At 73.5% G+C, this 16,188-nt stretch carries 18 protein-coding genes; 7 read left to right on the top strand and 11 right to left on the bottom strand.

The genetic code is table 11. From position 1 onward, the window contains the following. Nucleotides 1-41: 41 nt before the first annotated feature. The 3 genes from DZA62_RS00505 to DZA62_RS00495 all read right to left on the bottom strand — a co-directional run bounded on the left by DZA62_RS00505 (nt 42) and on the right by DZA62_RS00495 (nt 2,101). On the bottom strand, nt 42-566 hold the full coding sequence (locus tag DZA62_RS00505) for a hypothetical protein (protein WP_116946849.1): 525 nt from the start codon (nt 564-566) through the stop codon (nt 42-44). A 236-nt stretch (nt 567-802) separates the two neighbouring features. Next, on the bottom strand, nt 803-1,549 hold the full coding sequence (locus DZA62_RS00500; protein ID WP_116946848.1) for a hypothetical protein: 747 nt from the start codon (nt 1,547-1,549) through the stop codon (nt 803-805). Between the two features lie 42 nt (nt 1,550-1,591). Beyond that, nucleotides 1,592-2,101 carry an RNA polymerase sigma factor gene (locus tag DZA62_RS00495; RefSeq protein WP_157987385.1) on the bottom strand — a complete coding sequence of 170 codons (510 nt, stop codon included), beginning with the start codon at nt 2,099-2,101 and terminating at the stop codon, nt 1,592-1,594. 178 nt (nt 2,102-2,279) lie between these two features. Here DZA62_RS00495 and DZA62_RS00490 point away from each other — a divergent pair, with 178 nt between their 5' ends. Then, the gene (locus DZA62_RS00490) at nt 2,280-2,642 is read left to right on the top strand and encodes a YjbQ family protein (RefSeq protein WP_408618037.1); all 363 of its coding nucleotides are present in this window, start codon (nt 2,280-2,282) and stop codon (nt 2,640-2,642) included. 2 nt (nt 2,643-2,644) lie between these two features. Here DZA62_RS00490 and DZA62_RS00485 read toward each other — a convergent pair whose 3' ends face one another. Together DZA62_RS00485 and DZA62_RS00480 are read right to left on the bottom strand one after the other, a co-directional pair. Then, nucleotides 2,645-2,833, bottom strand: coding sequence for a hypothetical protein (locus DZA62_RS00485; protein WP_116946845.1), 189 nt, complete (start codon nt 2,831-2,833; stop codon nt 2,645-2,647). 28 nt (nt 2,834-2,861) lie between these two features. After that, nucleotides 2,862-3,815, bottom strand: a complete 954-nt coding sequence (locus tag DZA62_RS00480) for a sigma-70 family RNA polymerase sigma factor (RefSeq protein ID WP_116946844.1) — start codon at nt 3,813-3,815, stop codon at nt 2,862-2,864. 255 nt (nt 3,816-4,070) lie between these two features. On the opposite strand from DZA62_RS00480, the gene ligD reads away from it, so the two are divergent. Together ligD and DZA62_RS00470 are read left to right on the top strand one after the other, a co-directional pair. Next, a complete protein-coding gene (gene ligD, locus DZA62_RS00475; RefSeq protein WP_198663277.1) occupies nt 4,071-5,447 on the top strand; it encodes a non-homologous end-joining DNA ligase in 1,377 nt (458 codons plus the stop codon). A 97-nt stretch (nt 5,448-5,544) separates the two neighbouring features. Then, on the top strand, nt 5,545-5,958 hold the full coding sequence (locus DZA62_RS00470; protein ID WP_116946842.1) for a hypothetical protein: 414 nt from the start codon (nt 5,545-5,547) through the stop codon (nt 5,956-5,958). A gap of 5 nt (nt 5,959-5,963) precedes the next feature. Here the strand turns inward: DZA62_RS00470 and DZA62_RS00465 are convergent, their stop codons facing one another. Together DZA62_RS00465 and DZA62_RS00460 are read right to left on the bottom strand one after the other, a co-directional pair. Then, nucleotides 5,964-6,305, bottom strand: a complete 342-nt coding sequence (locus DZA62_RS00465) for a WhiB family transcriptional regulator (protein ID WP_198663276.1) — start codon at nt 6,303-6,305, stop codon at nt 5,964-5,966. Between the two features lie 66 nt (nt 6,306-6,371). Continuing rightward, the gene (locus tag DZA62_RS00460; RefSeq protein WP_198663275.1) at nt 6,372-7,055 is read right to left on the bottom strand and encodes a GAF and ANTAR domain-containing protein; all 684 of its coding nucleotides are present in this window, start codon (nt 7,053-7,055) and stop codon (nt 6,372-6,374) included. A 94-nt stretch (nt 7,056-7,149) separates the two neighbouring features. Between DZA62_RS00460 and DZA62_RS00455 the strand changes: the two genes are divergently transcribed. After that, nucleotides 7,150-8,121: an NAD-dependent epimerase/dehydratase family protein gene (locus DZA62_RS00455; RefSeq protein ID WP_116946841.1), complete on the top strand. Its 972-nt coding sequence runs from the start codon at nt 7,150-7,152 to the stop codon at nt 8,119-8,121. Between the two features lie 91 nt (nt 8,122-8,212). Here DZA62_RS00455 and DZA62_RS00450 read toward each other — a convergent pair whose 3' ends face one another. After that, a complete protein-coding gene (locus DZA62_RS00450) occupies nt 8,213-8,479 on the bottom strand; it encodes a GlsB/YeaQ/YmgE family stress response membrane protein (RefSeq protein WP_116946840.1) in 267 nt (88 codons plus the stop codon). A gap of 117 nt (nt 8,480-8,596) precedes the next feature. On the opposite strand from DZA62_RS00450, the gene DZA62_RS00445 reads away from it, so the two are divergent. Then, nucleotides 8,597-9,607: a 1-phosphofructokinase family hexose kinase gene (locus tag DZA62_RS00445; protein ID WP_116946839.1), complete on the top strand. Its 1,011-nt coding sequence runs from the start codon at nt 8,597-8,599 to the stop codon at nt 9,605-9,607. Then, a complete protein-coding gene (gene surE / locus DZA62_RS00440; protein ID WP_116946838.1) occupies nt 9,604-10,422 on the top strand; it encodes a 5'/3'-nucleotidase SurE in 819 nt (272 codons plus the stop codon). Before DZA62_RS00445 ends, surE begins: the two co-directional genes overlap by 4 nt. Here the strand turns inward: surE and DZA62_RS00435 are convergent. Continuing rightward, complete coding sequence (locus DZA62_RS00435) at nt 10,406-11,140, bottom strand: class I SAM-dependent methyltransferase (protein WP_116946837.1); 735 nt, start codon at nt 11,138-11,140, stop codon at nt 10,406-10,408. The genes surE and DZA62_RS00435 overlap by 17 nt on opposite strands. A 196-nt stretch (nt 11,141-11,336) precedes the next feature. On the opposite strand from DZA62_RS00435, the gene DZA62_RS00430 reads away from it, so the two are divergent. Continuing rightward, entirely contained in the window at nt 11,337-13,928 is a 2,592-nt protein-coding gene (locus tag DZA62_RS00430) for an FAD-dependent oxidoreductase (protein WP_157987384.1), read from the top strand. Here the strand turns inward: DZA62_RS00430 and DZA62_RS00425 are convergent. Together DZA62_RS00425 and DZA62_RS00420 are read right to left on the bottom strand one after the other, a co-directional pair. Beyond that, nucleotides 13,918-14,868, bottom strand: coding sequence for an endonuclease/exonuclease/phosphatase family protein (locus DZA62_RS00425; RefSeq protein WP_116946835.1), 951 nt, complete (start codon nt 14,866-14,868; stop codon nt 13,918-13,920). The genes DZA62_RS00430 and DZA62_RS00425 overlap by 11 nt on opposite strands. Nucleotides 14,869-14,878: 10 nt before the next feature. Further along, the gene (locus DZA62_RS00420; RefSeq protein WP_116947492.1) at nt 14,879-16,096 is read right to left on the bottom strand and encodes an MFS transporter; all 1,218 of its coding nucleotides are present in this window, start codon (nt 16,094-16,096) and stop codon (nt 14,879-14,881) included. Nucleotides 16,097-16,188 lie beyond the last annotated feature (92 nt).

The raw sequence follows: 16,188 nt of genomic DNA, 5'->3' as shown, positions 1-16,188 counted from the left end.
CCCCGGCCCGCCGCTCGCCGGCCGCCGGGGCGGGGCGGCGCTCAGGCCGAGCCGCCCACGAACACCCGGGCCGCGGCCCGGACGCGCAGCGTCTCGACCAGTGCCACCTGCTCGGCCGCCCGCTCGAGGAGACGGTCGACCCGCCCGACGTCGGGCCGCCCCTGCGCCGCGCCCACGGTGCGCAGCGTCCGCCAGCCGCTGGCCGTGCCCTCGATGCCCAGCCGCAGCATCTCCAGCTCGACGACGACGCTCAGCGGCGAGCGGGTGAGCAGGTGGCCGTTGAACTTCAGCCGGCCGGCCAGTTCGGCGGCCGCCGCCGTGTAGAGCTTGTAGCGGCGGACCGGCACCCCCAGCTCGTCCATGATCGCGAGCAGTTCCTTGCGGTCGGCCGCGACGTCCTCCGCCAGGTCGGCGAGCGGATCCTCCACCGGGGTCCCGCGCAGACTTCGCGCCAGCCGGCGCACCAACTGCACGCAGGCCGTCGCGCCCGCCAGGTGGTCGTTGAGGTAGATGCCGAGCAGCTGTGGCTCCGGCCGGGTGGTCTGGTCTGCTGCGGTCTCGGACACCGCGCCTCCTCCCGAATGGGCGACACGCGTCCGCTTACCCGGTCCGCTCGGAGACATTCGGAGCCGTGCCACCGGAAAGCGATTGCCATGATCGTTGCCGGAAAGAAAGGCGGGGAACATCACGGCTCCGAAGAAACCGTGATGGAAGTTGAAGGTTGCGACCCCGGCCTCCGCAGCGAACCGGGGCCGCAACCTGCACCCGACGTCGTCGTGGTACGTCGGGCGTTCTCGGGGCCCTAGGGGCCGTTTCCGTTGCCGTTGCCGTTTCCGTTACCGGAATTGCCGTTCCCGGAGTTCCCGGAATTGCCATTGCCGTTACCGGAGTTGCCGTTTCCGTTGCCCTGGTTGCCGGGCTTCTCCGTCTTCTCGGGCTTGCCGGGCGGCGACTCGGGCTTGTTCGGGTTGTCCGGCTTCTCGGGCGGCTTGCCCGGCGGAGTCTCGGGTTTGCCCGGCGGCTTCTCGGGCTTCCCGGGAGGGGTCTCCGGCTTGCCGGGTGGCGTCACCGGCTTGCCGGGGTCATCGGGCCGGCTCGTGCCGGGCTCGGTGGTGCGGGTGTCGCTGACGTCCTCGACGAGATCGGGGGCGGGCTCGTCGCGCTGGAAGCTGATCGGCGTCACCGTCTCGATGAACGACTCGACGCGGGCCTGGGCGCCACCGGGCAGCGCGCCCGCGGCGGTGGCGGCGGACAGGCCGGTGAACACGACCACGGCACCGGTGACGACACGGGCACGCGGGCTGGCGCCGGCCAGCCACGACCGCAGCCTGCGGCGAGCCGGCTCAGAGGCCGGCAGGGCGGGCGTGATGCCGGTGAAGTCGCCGCTGGCCATGCGCCGCGCCAACTCGTCCGACGGCCGCACCGGCTGCCGCGAGGCAGCGCGGATCTGCCCGACGGCGCCGGCCAACGGCGCGAGTCCGGGCTGGACCGGGCGGCCGGTCAGCAGGGCCTCGACGGTGTCCTCGTCGAGCAGGTGCAGCGGAAGCATCTCGTCCCTGTAATCGCCGCGGGTGCGCCAGGGGGTACGGGGTCACTCGACTTTTTTTCGCAGCGCGGTCAGACCGCGCCGCTGCAGCGCCTTCACCGCGCCCACGGACCGGCCGACGGCGCGGGCGACCTGCTCGACCGTGAGGTCGCCGACGACGCGCAGCAGCACGACCTCGCGCTGCTCCGCCGACAGCGTGGCGCACAGCTCGTACACCCGCCGCAGCCCCAGCGCGTCCAGCGCCTCGGCCTCGGCGTCGCCGCCCGGGCCGTCGAGCGTCGCGGGGTCGTCGGTGGGTTCGCTGGGTCGCCGCACGGCCCGCCGTCGCTCGTCGACGAGCCGCCGGTGCGCGATGGTGAAGACCCACGACCGGAACTGCGGTTCCGTCCCCTCGAACGAGGGCAGCCCGGCGAAAACCCCGAGGAAGACCTCGCTGGTCAGATCGTCGGGCTCGGCCGCTCCCTGGAGTCGCAGGTAGCCCGTGACCACCGGCGCGAGATCGGTGTACAGGCGCTCGAAGGCCCACGGCGCGCCGGCGCGCGCCGCGTCGAACACGACCTCGAAGTCTTCCCCGATGATCGCCCGCCTCCCATTGGCGCCTGCCTCACAGTCTGATCACCTCGCTGGCCAGAAGGTTACGGGCACACGTCGGCCTTCCGGAACGCGCGTGGACCCCAGCCACCAGAATGGACCCGTGGACAGCCTGATCATCGACCTGCGCACCGGCACCGACCTGGTCACCGACGTGACCCGCGACGTGCTCGACTACTGCCGCGGCAAGGGCGACGGCCTGTGTCAGCTGTTCGTGCCGCATGCCACGGCCGGGCTGGCGCTGATCGAGACCGGCTCCGGCACCGAGCCCGACCTCGCCGGCGCCGTCGACCGGCTGCTGCCGCGCGAGGACGTCTACCGTCACCGCCACGGCAGTCTCGGCCACGGCCGCGACCACGTCCTGCCGGCCTTCATCGCGCCGTCGCTGACGCTGCCGGTGCTGGGCGGCGTACCTGCGCTGGGCACCTGGCAGAGCGTGGTCGTGGTCGACTCCAACGTCGACAACCGCGAGCGCAAGCTGCGGTTGTCGTTCCTCGCCGGCTGAGGTCAGTCGCCGTCGCCGGGCTCGGGCTCAGGCCTGCGCAGCTCGCCGTCGGCGCCCATGACCTGCTCGGTCTCGTCGGCGTCGCCGTGCACGCGGGTCTCGTCGTCGACGGAGTGCACGGCCATCGCGCGGTCGCGCTCCTCCTGCGTCGTGTGATGGACGCCGTCAGGATGCTCGGGGTTCTCGGTCATCCCTGCCGAGTACCCAGCGGAGCCCGGCTCAGCCGGCCCAGTCCAGCAGCGGCTGGTGCCGCGCGGGGTCGCGGAGCTCGGCCAGCGCCAGCTTCTCCAGCTGCCTCACCCGCTCCTTGGTCAGGCCGACTCGCTCGGCGACCTCCTGCAGGGTGTGCTGCTCGCCGTCCTCGAGGCCGAAACGCATCGAGACGATCAGCGCCTCGCGCGGGGCCAGGGTGTTGACGAGGCCGCGGACCTGCTCACCGAGCGCCTGGAACTCGATGACGTCGGTGGCCTGCGGCGTCTCGGTGTCCTCGATGAGGTCGCCGATGCTCGCGCTGCCCTCGTCGCCGACCGGGGTGTCGAGGCTGAGGGTGTCGCGCGAGATGCGGCGCAGCTCGATCACCCGGGCGGGGGCGAGATCGGTCTCGGCGGCCAGCTCCTCCGCCGTGGGCTCGCGGCCCAGGTCGACGGTGAGCTTGCGCTCGGCCTTGCCGATCTTGGACAGCGTCTCGATGACGTGCACGGGCAGCCGGATGGTGCGCGCCCGCTCGGCCTTGCCGCGCTCGATAGCCTGCCGGATCCACCACATCGCGTAGGTCGAGAACTTGAACCCCTTCGTGTAGTCGAACTTCTCGACCGCACGGATCAGCCCCAGGTTCCCCTCCTGCACGACGTCCAGGAACGGCAGCCCGCTGTTGCGGTAGTACTTGCGCGCGGCGGACACGACCAGCCGCAGGTTGGCGCGGATCATGTGGTCCCTGGCCTGCTCGCCGTCGCGCACCAGGGCCGCCAGCTCGTCCCGGCGCCGGCCGGGACCCTCGGTCTCGAGCAGCGACGCCGCGTAGACGCCGGCCTCGATGCGGCGCGCCAGTTCGACCTCTTCGGCCGCGGACAGCAGCGGCGTGCTGCCGATCTGCTTGAGGTACTGGCCGACCAGGTCGTAGTCCTCGTCCCGCACTCTGGCCGGGGATCGGACCTGCTCCTGCACCATCGTCATTCGTTCGTCTCCTCACTCGTCTCAACGTCGTCTCGGCGCCATGGCACGCCCAGGTCGCGCGCAGGCGCGCTGACCGTCGGTGGTGTGCGTAGGTGGGTTGCCCTGCGGGAGCTCGCGGATCTCTCGATCCGGCTCCCGAAGCCCCGGGCCGGTGGCGGCCTACCGAGAACTTCCAGCAAGAGGAACGTCTCGGCAGCTCGGGCTATTCCGGCGTCGTCCTTGTCGGCGGGGTACTGCCCGGCGACCATGGAACGGATGAGCGAGGACGTTGGTTCCGGCGGGCGCTTCGTCGTCCAGGAGCACCATGCCCGCCGGCTGCACTGGGACCTGCGGCTCGAGCACGAGGGCGTGCTGGCGTCGTGGGCACTGCCCCGCGGGTTCCCGCGCACGCCGGACGAGAACCGGCTCGCCGTCCGCACCGACGACCACCCGCTGGAGTTCCTCACCTTCGACGGCGAGATCCCGGCCGGCCAGTACGGCGGCGGCGCCCTGACCATCTGGGACAGCGGCACCTACGAGGCGGAGAAGTTCCAGGACGACAAGGTCGTGGCGCGGCTGCACGGTGAGCGGGTCCGGGGCCGGTTCGCGCTGTTCCGCACCCGTGGCGACGACTGGATGATCCACCGCATGGACGGCCCGCCGGACGACGACGGCGAGCCGATGCCGGAGGCGCTGGCGCCGATGGCCGCGACGCTGTCGACGCTGCCGCCGGACCAGGACGACTGGGGCTTCGAGATCAAGTGGGACGGTGTCCGCGCGCTCGCGTACGGCGAGCCCGGCCGGCTCCGGCTGGTCGGCCGCAACGGGCGCGAGTTCACCCGGCAGTACCCCGAGCTGCGGCCGCTGTCGAACGCCGTCGGCGCGCACCGGCTGGTGCTCGACGGCGAGATCGTCGCGTTCGGCGACGACGGCCGGCCCAGCTTCCAGCGGATCCAGCCGCGCATCCACCTGAGCTCCGACGCGGACATCCGCCGCCAGGCAGAGGTCACGCCGGTCGTCTACGTGATCTTCGACCTGCTCTACCTGGACGGCCGGTCGCTGCTCGACGCGCCGTACGAGGAGCGCCGCCGCGAGCTGGCGGCGCTCGAGCTGGCCGGGCCGCATTGGCAGGCGCCCGACTACCAGCGCGGCGACGGCGACGTCCTGCTCGACGCGACCCGGCGGCAGGCGCTGGAGGGCGTCGTCGCCAAGCGGCTGGGCAGCCGGTACCAGCCGGGCCGGCGCAGCCGCGACTGGCTGAAGATCAAGAACGTGCGCCGGCAGGAGGTCGTGGTCGGCGGCTGGGTCACGGGCCAGGGCCGGCTGGCCGGGTCGCTCGGCGCGCTGCTGACCGGCTACTACGACGACGAGGGCGCGCTGCGGTTCGCCGGCAAGGTCGGCACCGGCTTCGACGACGCCACCCGTGCCCGCCTGCTCCGGCGGCTGGAGGAGCTGCGCACCGACGACAGCCCGTTCACCGGCCGCCAGCCGCAGCGCGACGCCGTCTTCGTCCGGCCCGAACTGGTCGCCGAGGTCGCGTTCGCCGAGTGGACCGGCGCCGGCACGCTGCGGCACCCGTCGTTCGAAGGGCTGCGTGAGGACAAACCGGCCCGCGACGTGGTCCGGGAGGAGCCGGTGCCGCCGCCGGGCTGATGCCGCGCGGTCTGGACCGGGCCGAATGCTCGCCGGACCCTCGGGTACGGGTCGCGGATGCCGCGGCCACCCCGGCCGCGGCGGAGGGAGGTACCCGATGAGTACCGAGCTCATCGTCGTGTTGATCGTCGTCGTGGTGCTGATCGCCGTCGCCGCCTGGCTACTCGCGCGCCGGCGCGGTCACGATGCCGCGGCCCGCCGGGAGGCGGCCGTCCAGGAGCGGCAGCGGGCCGCAGCCGTCGACCGGGCCGCCGAGCGGCACGATGCCGAGGCCGAGGAGCAGGCCGCCCGGGCCCGGCGAGCGCGGGCCGTGGCAGCCGAGCAGGAGGCCGAGGCGGAGCGGCTGAAGGCCACGGCCGGAGAGGAGGCCGCGGCGGCCGCCGAACGGCGCCGTGCGGCCGACGCGCTGCACCCCGACACACCGGATCCGGTCAGGACCGATCCCGACCGGCCGGACGCCGGCAGCGACGACGTCATGGAGGACGACCGCACCCGCCGTCAGGGCTGGTGACGCGGTCAGCTGGAGCGGCGCATCCCCCGTCGTCGCCGCTCCAGCTGCCGCCGCTCCTCGGTGTCCAGCCCACCCCACACGCCGTACTGCTCGCCCCGGTCCATCGCCTCGGCGAGGCAGCGTTCCCGCACCGGACAGGTCCCGCAGATCCGCTTGGCCCGGGTCTCCTGAGCGCGTTTGCGGCTCGGCGACACCCCCTCGGGGACGCAGAACAGATCCGCGTCCCACGCCCGGCACGACCCGTACTCCCACCACGACGCGGAGTCCACCCGCGCACCGGGTTCGTCCGGACTCGGCACCATCACATCGCTGCGTCGACCGGCCTCGGTCCGCCGGACGATCCGCATCACCCCGACAGTCATCACCCCCGGTTACCCACGCGTTCCGGGGGCAAACCGGCCGAACGGCCCGGATCAGGGCTCGTCGGGCAGCCGTCCGGTGGCGATGATCCGCTCGGCGACGACACGCAGTTTGACGTTGGAATTACGGGAGTAGCGGCGCAGGACGGCGAAGGCGCGGTCGGCGTCGAGACCGTAGCGTTCCATGAGGATGCCCTGGGCCAGCCCGATGAGGTGCCGCGCGCCGATGGCCTGCCGCAGCCCGTCCTCCTCACGCGCGGACGCGAGGGCGATGGACGCGTGCCGGCCGAAGATCTCCGCGACGTCGGTGTCGTCGTCGTCGAACATGCCGGGCCGGTGGCCGTAGAGGTTCAGCGTGCCGAGCGTGGTGTTGCCGGTGTGCAGCCGCACCGACAGCACGCTGCGCAGGCCCAGCTCGGCCGCCTGCGGCCCCCATGCCGGCCAGCGCGGATCGGTGGCGGTGTCCTCGACCAGGACGGACGACCGGACCTCGACCGCCGCGCGGCTCGGGCCCTCCTCGAGCGTCGTCTGCAACTCGTCGGCCTTGCCCACGCGCGGGTCGGTGGCCACGGTGGTCTCGATGCGGCCACCGCCGTGCAGCAGCATCAGCCCGGCGTCGTCGCACACGGTGGCCTGCTGCGCATACTCGACGACCCGCTCGAGCGTCTGCTCGACGTCGGGTTCCTCGTGCAGCGCGAGCGCCATCTCGGCGAAATCGCCCGCATCAGGTTCGGTCACGCCCGTCCTCCGCCAAGTCGAGCCCCACGGGGCCATCATCCTCCCCGACCGGGTCGGCGGTGTCGATAGTCCCCCATCGGGTACGCACCTGAACATGGTGGACGACGGTGTCGTGCAGCCACACGCGGTGGTCACGGGTGGGGCCGGATTCCTCGGCTCGCATCTGTGCGACGCGCTCATCGCGTCCGGGTACCGGGTCACCTGTGTCGACAACTTCGAGACCGGCCGGCCGGCGAACGTCCGGCACCTGGAGAAGGAGTCGGCCTTCCAGCTGCTGCGCCGCGACCTCAACGACTACGACGACGGCGATCTCGCCGGGCCGATCGACGTCGTCTTCCACCTGGCGGCGCCGGCCGCGCCCAGCGACTACCTGCTCGATCCGGTCGCGACGATGCGCATCGCCAGCGCGGGGACCCTGAACGCGCTGGATCTGGCCCGCTCCCGGTCGGCCCGGTTCGTGCTGGCGTCGACGTCGGAGGTGTACGGCCCGGGCAGCGACGGACCCAGCCGCGAGGACCGCGTCGGGCAGGTCGACCCGGCGGACGGCTACGGCGCCTACTACGAGTCGCGGCGTTTCGCCGAGGCGCTGACGACGGCGTACCGCACGACGTACGCCCTGCGGACGGCGATCGCGCGGATCTTCAACACGTACGGCCCGCGGATGCGCCTGGACGACGGCCGGGTGCTGTCGCGGTTCATCCGGCAGGCACTGACCGGGGCGCCGCTGACGGTGCCCGGTCCTGGAACCCAGACCCGTTCGCTGTGCTACGTCGATGACGCGGTGGCCGGACTGCTGGCGTTGGCCGGCGGCGGCTACCCGGGGCCGGTGAACATCGGCAGTCCGGAGGCGGTGCCGGTGTTCACCCTCGCCCAGGAGGTCGCGCAGATCACCGGACCGGACGCCGAGATCGTCTTCGTCGAGCCGCCGGCCACCGAGAGCCAGGCCCGCCGGCCCGACATCACGCTCGCCACGCAACTGCTCGACTGGCAGCCGCGGACGTCGGTGCACGACGGGCTGACGGCCACCCTGACGTGGTTCCGCCGCGCCCGGGTCCGGAATGCCTGACGGCGCCGTCGTCCCGCGGACCTGGTCGTACGCCGGCTTCGTCGCTGATGTCGCTGGCCTGCGGCCCGCCGCGCGTGCGCTGACCTGACCGTCAGGTGTTGCCGCCTCTTGACCGCATGCTGGTCGCCAGCAGGACGCCGACGGCGGCGAGGCCCACCTGGACGATGATCTCGATCCAGTCGACGCCGCTGGTGTCGCGCAGCGGGCCGACGATGGCGGTGCCGATGAGCGCGGCCACGATGCCGATGAGCACGGTCAGCCAGATCGGGATGGCCTGCTTCCCAGGCACGATGAGCCGGCCGAGCGCGCCGATGATCGCTCCGATGATGACGGCCGAGATGATGCCGCTGACCTCCACGGTCCCTCCCCGAGCTGGATGGTCTGTTCCTCACGATCCTGCCCGATGGCGTACCCCGCCGGAGTGGTTTCACCGCCGCCTGGGTACGTCGCGGTGAACGAATCGGGAGGGAGCCCCATGGCGCAGTGCGACGTCGCGTTGTTCGCCCCGTCGCCCGTGCTCACGCTGACGGTCGAGGACCAGGCCGGCCGACCGGACATCCACGTCCACGCCGGCGGTCAGGGCGTCTGGCAGGCGCGGATGCTCGTCACCCTCGGCGCGTCGGTGACCATGTGCTGCGTGCTGGCCGGTGAGACCGGGACGGTGCTGCGGCATCTGATCGAGGACGAGGGCGTCGTCGTCAAGGCGGTCGAGGGCACCGGCCGCAACGGCGCCTACGTCCACGACCGCCGCGACGGCGAGCGAGTCGAGGTGGCCGAGGCGCCGTCGGATCCGTTGACCCGGCACGAACTGGACGAGCTCTACGGCCTCACGCTGAGCGCCGCGCTGGACGCCGGAGCGGTGCTGCTCAGCGGGCCGTCGGACCACCCGGAGGCCGGGGAGGCGCTCCCGGCCGACGCGTACCGGCGACTGGCCGCCGACCTGCGCGCCGTCGGGAAACCGGTGGTCGCCGACCTCGCCGGCGACCGCCTCGCCGCGGTCCTGGACAGCGGGCTGACGGTGGTCAAGGTCAGCCACGAGGAGCTGCTCGCCGACGGCCGCGCCGCCTCGGACGACCAGGACGCGCTGCTCCGGGCCATGCACGAGCTGCAGGACCAGGGCGCACAGCACGTGATCGTCACGCGGGCGCACGACCCGCTGCTGGTGCTCGCCGACGACGTCGTCCGGGTCGTGCGGATGCCGCGGCTGCAGTCCGCCGACACACACGGCGCCGGCGACTCGCTCACCGCGGGCGTCACGGCGACGCTCGCGCGCGGCGGGGACATCGAGGACGCGGTCCGGCTGGGCGCGGCGGCCGGCATGCTCAACGTCACCCGGCACGGGCTCGGCACCGGCGACGTCGAGGCGGTGCTGAAGCTGCGCGAGCTGGTCGAGGTGGACCGGCTGGAGCCGGGCAGCCGCTCGGCGACCGCTCCGCAGGCGAAGGTCACCCCGCGCGACCTGGCCGAACGGACCCGCGGCTCGTGACCGGCCGCAAGCGCGCGCTCGTCACCAACGACGACGGCATCGACGCTCCCGGCCTGCGCGCGCTGGCCGGCGTGGCCCGCCACCTCGGCCTGGACGTCGTCGTCGCCGCCCCGGCGGTCCAGTTCAGCGGCAGCGGCGCGTCGATCGTCGCCGGGCTGGAGGGTGGCGACCGCATCGCACTGACCCGGCGGAGCCTGGACGGCCTCGACGGCCTGCCCGTGTTCGCCGTCGGCGCCGCGCCCGGTCTGATCGCGCTGATCGCGGCGTACGGCGCGTTCGGCGAGCCGCCCGACGTCGTGCTGTCCGGGATCAACCACGGCGCCAACGTCGGCCGGGCGATCCTGCACTCGGGCACCGTCGGAGCCGCCCTCACCGCCGGCATCAACGACGTCCGCGGCCTGGCCGTCTCCCTCGATGTCGGGCTGGCAGCGGAGTTCCACCTGGAGGCGCCGGAGGCCGAGCCGCACTGGGCGACGGCCGCCGAGGTGACCGCCCGGGTGCTGCCGGTGCTGCTGGACCAGCGGCCGGGGACGGTGCTCAACCTCAACGTCCCCGACCGCGAGCCAGACGAGCTGGGTGTGTTGCGCTCGGCGCCACTCGCCGAGTTCGGCATCGTCCAGACGACGATGACCGAGCACAGCGACGAGCACATCCGGCTCTCCGTCACCGACCTGTCCGACCCGCCCGCGCCCGGCACCGACGCCGCGCTGCTGGCCGACGGTCACGCCGTCGTCACCGCTCTGAGGTCGGTGTCCGCGACGGACTCGCCGGCGCTCGCCGCGCTGGTGGACGCTGCCGCTACGGCGCGCGAATGAGCTCGACGGCGTAGCCGTGGCCGTCGCGCTCCCGGCGGCCGACCCGCCACGGCGAGCCGTCGACCAGGGCGCGCAGCTCGGGCTCGGACACGAACAGGTAGTCGAACCAGTCGGTCGCCAGCCGGCCGTCGCGCAGCCGGATGCGGCACTGGCCGGGCAACCGCCCCCGCTCGCGGTTCCACCGGTGGTAGTCGACGTGCTCGGCGTCGTCGGTGTCGAACGGGTCGAGGCCCGACAGCAGCAGCCGCCCGCCCGGCACCGTCACCCGGGCCAGCTCGGCCAGCACCACCGGCGCGGTCTCGGCCGAGCCGAGCAGACCGACGTTGTTGCCGAGCAGCAGGACGGCGTCGAACCCACCGAGGCCGCCGGGCAGCGCCGTCGCCGACCCCAGCCGCGCGTCGACGCCGCGTTCGCGGGCCACCGCCACCGCGCCCGGCGAGGTGTCGACCCCGACCACGTCCAGCCCGTCGGCCGCCAGGGCCGCGGCGTGCCGGCCGGCGCCGCAGCCGACGTCGAGCACCCGGCCGTCGATGCCGGCGCAGATCCGCCGTTCCTGCTCCGGCCAGTCGTCGCGACCCGCGAAGTACGCGGCGGCGTCGTGCACGCCGATGTGCCCGTCGTCGCGCTCGACCACCGCGAACGCCACTCCGGGCCGCCCGCCGGCCGCGTGGCACCGTTCGAGCACCCGGCCGAACGCGTCGCCCTCCATCGTCTCCATGGCACCAGCACACCGTCTCGGCGGCCCGCGCCGCCACCCGGTTTCCACCCACCTCACGTTGATGCCGGGGTCGCGAGCCCCACCTTTCGCCGTGAGGTGGGTCAGTTTCGCCGATTTTCTGGCGAAGTCTTCCGTTCGCGGTGTGATGATCAGTACGATCCGGGCAACCGCTTTCCAGCGTCGGAAGGTGAAGCGCATGCCCGCACCCGAACCCACCCGCCGGACCATTCTGGGCGCCGCCGGGGCCGGTGCCGTCTGGCTCGCCGCCGGGGCACCGGCCGACGCCGCCGCAGGCCCGGCCGACGCCGCCGCAGGCCCGGCCGACGCGGCCCCAGGCCCGGCCGGCACGGCGGCGGCGGACGCCGTCGTCGGGCCCGGGCAGCACCCCGGACTGCGCTACTGGTACCCCGTCCCACGCGACGCTGGCGTCGTGCGCACCGACGTGTGCGTGTACGGCGGCACGTCGGCCGGCGTGACGGCGGCGGTGCGGGCCGCGCAGGCGGGCCGCAGCGTCGCGCTGGTGGTGTTCGGCCGGCACCTGGGCGGCCTCAGCTCCGCCGGGCTGGGCGCCACGGACACCGGGCGGATCGAGTCGATCGGCGGGCTGAGCCGCGAGTTCTACCGGCGCCTCGGCGCGCACTACGGCCGCCCTGAGGCGTTCACGTTCGAGCCGCACGTCGCCGAGCGGACCTTCGACGACTGGGTCGAGGAGGCAGGCGTCGACGTCTACCGCGACCACCGGCTCGAGGACGTCCGGCTGGCCGGCGGCCGGCTGCACTCGCTGCGCACCGAGAACGGGAAGACCTTCATCGCCCGCGCGTTCATCGACGCGAGCTATGAGGGCGACCTGCTGGCGGCGGCCGGCGTGAGCTACACCGTCGGCCGGGAGTCGAACGCGACGTACGGCGAGACTCTCAACGGCGTCCAGTTCCGCTCCGGTCACCAGTTCCAGCGGCAGATCGACCCGTACGTGGTCCCCGGCGACCAGGCCAGCGGCCTGCTCCAGGGCATCTCGGCCGACCCGCCCGGCACGACGGGCGAGGGCGACGACCGCATCCAGGCGTTCAACTTCCGCGTCTGCCTGACTCGCGCGGCGAACCGGCGCCCGTTCCCCCGGCCGCCGGGCTACGACCCGACGCGGTACGAGCTGCTGCTGCGCTACCTGCGGGCGGGCGTCTGGGACGCGATGCGGCTGAACACGCCGATGCCGAACGGCAAGACCGACATGAACAACAACGGCGCGGTCAGCACGGACAACATCGGCCGCAACTACGCCTGGCCGGACGCCGACCACCCGACCCGCGAGGCGATCTTCCAGGACCACGTCACCTACCAGCAGGGCCTGCTCTGGTTCCTGGCCAACGACCCGCGCGTGCCGGAGGCGATCCGGGCCGAGGTCAACGGCTGGGGCCTGACGAACGACGAGTTCGCCGGCACCGGCGGCTGGTCGCACGAGCTGTACATCCGCGAGGCGCGCCGGATGGTCGCCGAGTACGTCATCACCGAGCACGACTGCCGGTGGACGGTGGCCGCGCCGGACCCGATCGCGCTGGCGTCGTACACGATGGACTCGCACAACTGCGCCCGCGTGGTCGTGGGCGGCTTCGCCCGCAACGAGGGCGACGTTCAGGTGCCGCCGGCCGGCCCGTACGGCATCTCCTACCGCGCCATCGTCCCGGCCCGCGGCGAGTGCGCGAACCTCCTGGTCGCCTGCGCGATCTCGGCGTCGCACATCGCGTTCGGCTCGGCGCGGATGGAGCCGGTGTTCATGGCGACGGGGCACGCGGCGGCCGTCGCCGCCGACCTCGCGCTGAGCACGGGCGTCGCGGTGCAGGACGTGCACTACCCGACGCTGCGGCAGCGGCTGCGCGCGGACGGGATGGTGATCACCTGGCCGCCGAACGCCGGCGTGCTCGCGTTCGACGCCCCGGAAGAGCTACGCCCGGGCACCGCCGGCGACGTCACCGTCACGTTCGTCAACGAGGAGGTGGCGACGGTGACCGGTGTGCTGATCGCACTCGCCGCCCCGGCCGGCTGGACGCTGACGCCGTCGACGCCGGTCGAGACCGGCGCGGTGGAGCCGGGCGAGGAGTTCGCCGCGACCTGGCGGGTGACGGCCACGGCTTCGGCCGAGCCGGTCGCCCAGGCCATGCTGGAGGCCGGCGTCACCTACTCCGGCGACGTCAGCCACCGCGCGCAGCACGCGGTCGCCGTCGCCGAGCCGGTTCAGGCGCCGTTGCAGACCGCCGCGTCGACGCGGGCGCACTTCGGGCAGCGCGGCTCTCGGCTGGCGATCCTCGGCAACGGCGCCGACCTGTGGACCGGCATCGACCAGTACGGCGCGATCTTCCACGACGGCGCGGCCGGCCCGGCGACGACGGCGAGCGTCACCGTCGTGTCGCAGGAGGCCACCGACCCCAACGCGCGGGCCGGGCTGGTGTTCCGCAACGACCTGCGTGCCGCCGGGACGTCCCCCGGCTACGTCGCGCTGGTGATCAAGCCGGAGAACGGCCTGCTGCTGCTCTGGGACGCCGACGGCAGCGGGACGGTCGAGTCGGTGCTGCGCGCCCAGCTGACGCCGTCGCCGTACCCCGTCCAGCTGCGGCTGGCCCGCGAGGGGCAGCGGTTCCACGGGTCGTACAGCGTCGACGGGACGACCTGGCAGACGATCGGCACGATCGACCTGCCGACGGCCGCCGCCACGCAGGACGTCGGCGTGCTGTCCTGCGCGCACATCCAGGACGGGCTCGGACTGGCGGTCTTCGAGGACCTCGTGGTCAGTCCCTGAAGGTCGCGACGACCGGCGCGTGGTCGGAGTCCTCGGCCGCCGCGCGCCGCCGCGGGTCGTCGGTGACCGACGGCAGCCCGCGGTCGACCAGGCTGTCGGCCGTCTCGATGCGCCGCAGCAACTGGTGCGAGACGAGCACGTGGTCGATCAGCTCGCCCCGGCCGCGGTAGACGCGGCTGTACCGGCGCGCCTCCGGGATCAGCGGCGCGGTGTTCCACAACCGCCAGGCGTCGCCCTGGTCCGGCTGCGTCTCGCCCGGCGTGCCGATCTCCGAACCGCCGGGGCCGAGCAGGATCTGCGTCGTCGCCGCGCCCGGCTCGTCGTTGAGGTCGCCGCAGACGACCAGCGCGCGCTCCTGACCTTCGCCGTCGAGGACGGTGTTCGCCCACTCGCGGACGGTGGACGCCTCGGCCGCGCGGCGGTACAGCGCGAACGCGCCGTAGCGGGCCCGCTCGCCCTCGTCGCGCGGGCCGAACCGGCCGCCGGGGTAGCTGAGCAGCTTGGACTTGAGGTGGCAGGTGACGACGTCGATGGTGTCGCCGGCGGCCGTGCGGACCCGGACCCGCAGCGCGCCCCGGCCCATCTCCGTCGAGAGCGCGCCGCCGTCGGTGGCCCGCACCGGGCCGACGCCGTCGGCGAAGGCGACCAGGTCCTCGGTGTCGTCGACCGGCAGCGTCGAGAGCACGGCGACGCGGATGCCGCGGCTGTCGGGATGGGCGGACACGTGCGTCGTCCAGTCACCGTCGAGCCGTTCGACGAGGTCGTCCAGCGCGGCCGGCTCGCCGACCTCCTGCACCGCGAGGACGTCAGGCGCCATGCGGCCGACGGTTCCGGCCAGCGCGTCGAGCTTCGCCTCGTACGTCGCCTGGTCCGGTGGCCGGCCATCGGCGTCGCCGGGCCGGAACAGGTTCTCCAGATTCCACGTGCCGATGACGGTCACGCCTCGAACGCTAGCGGAGCCGCCGGGCCGCGGCCAGGGCCGAGCCCACGCCGAGTGCGACGACGACCACCACGAACGCGACCAGCGCACCGGAGAGCCCCGTCACCCTGCTCACCAGGCCCAGCCCGAGCACCGGCACCGCCAGCCCGACGTAGCCCGCGAGGAACAACCCGGCCAGCGCCTCGGCCGGCCCGGACACCCCGGCCAGCCCCGAGACGACGGCGACGCCGGCGGCGAACAGCAGCCCGGCGCCGGCGCCCGCCACGACGCCGCCCAGCAGGAACCCGGCCAGCGACGACGCGTACACCGACACCACGAGCACACCGAGTCCCGCCGTCACGGCCGCCGCGCCCGTCGTCAGGTTCCGCCGCGGCGGACGACGGCCCAGCAGCACCTGCCCGCTCGCGCCGGCGGCGAACGTCGCGAAGGCGACCGCTCCGGTCAGCGTGTGCGACGGCGCGTCCAGCATCTGGGTCAGCAGCGTCGGCGTGATCGACGTGAAGAGACCGAACACCGCCAGCGCGGTGAACGCCGTGAGCGCCGCCGCGTAGTACAGCCCGCGTTCCGCCTCCGGCACCCGGACCCGTTGCGGCCGGTACGGGCCGGGATCGTCCAGCACCGGCGCGGTCTCCGGCACCAGCGACAGCCCGATCGCCGCGAGCACCAGCAGCACGGTGACCACCAGGTACGGCAGCCGGAGCGGATCGGTGGCGACGTCGGCCAGCAGCCCGGACACCAGCGGGCCGAGCCCGATGCCGCCGAGGTTCGCGGCGACGGCGACGATCTCGGCCCGGCGACGGCCGGCCTCAGGGTGGGCGGCCCGGTGCAGCTCCGCGAGGTGGACGGTCGCGGTGGCGGTGATCGCGCCGACGGCGAGCCCGGTCAGCACCCGGGCCACCAGCAGGCCGGGCAGCGTCGACCAGAACAGGAACACGAACCCGGCCAGCACCGACACCAGCACGGCCGGCACCAGCACCCGGCGGCGGCCGAACCGGTCCGAGACGTGCCCGACCAGCAGCAGGCTGGCCGCGACGCCGAGTGCGTAGACGGCGAACACCACGGTGACGGTGGCAGCGGAGAAGTGGTCGCGGTGCTGGTAGTCGACGTACAGCGGCGTCGGAACGGCGGAGAACGCCATCGTGACGGCGAACGCGTAGGCGGTGAGCCAGAACCCGGTGCCGTACGGGACGGTTCCCCGCTCGGGCCGCGCCAGGACCTCGATGGTCATCTTCACTCTTCTCGTGCGGTTGACGGTCCCAGCGTGCGCGCGAGAAGATCCATCTTGCCAACAGATCTTTTCGATTCCACTCATCGAGATCA

Source organism: Jiangella endophytica (assembly GCF_003427025.1).
Taxonomy (GTDB): domain Bacteria; phylum Actinomycetota; class Actinomycetes; order Jiangellales; family Jiangellaceae; genus Jiangella; species Jiangella endophytica.
Note: the sequence above shows the minus strand (reverse complement) of the source record. Positions and strands in the feature narration are given on the sequence as shown.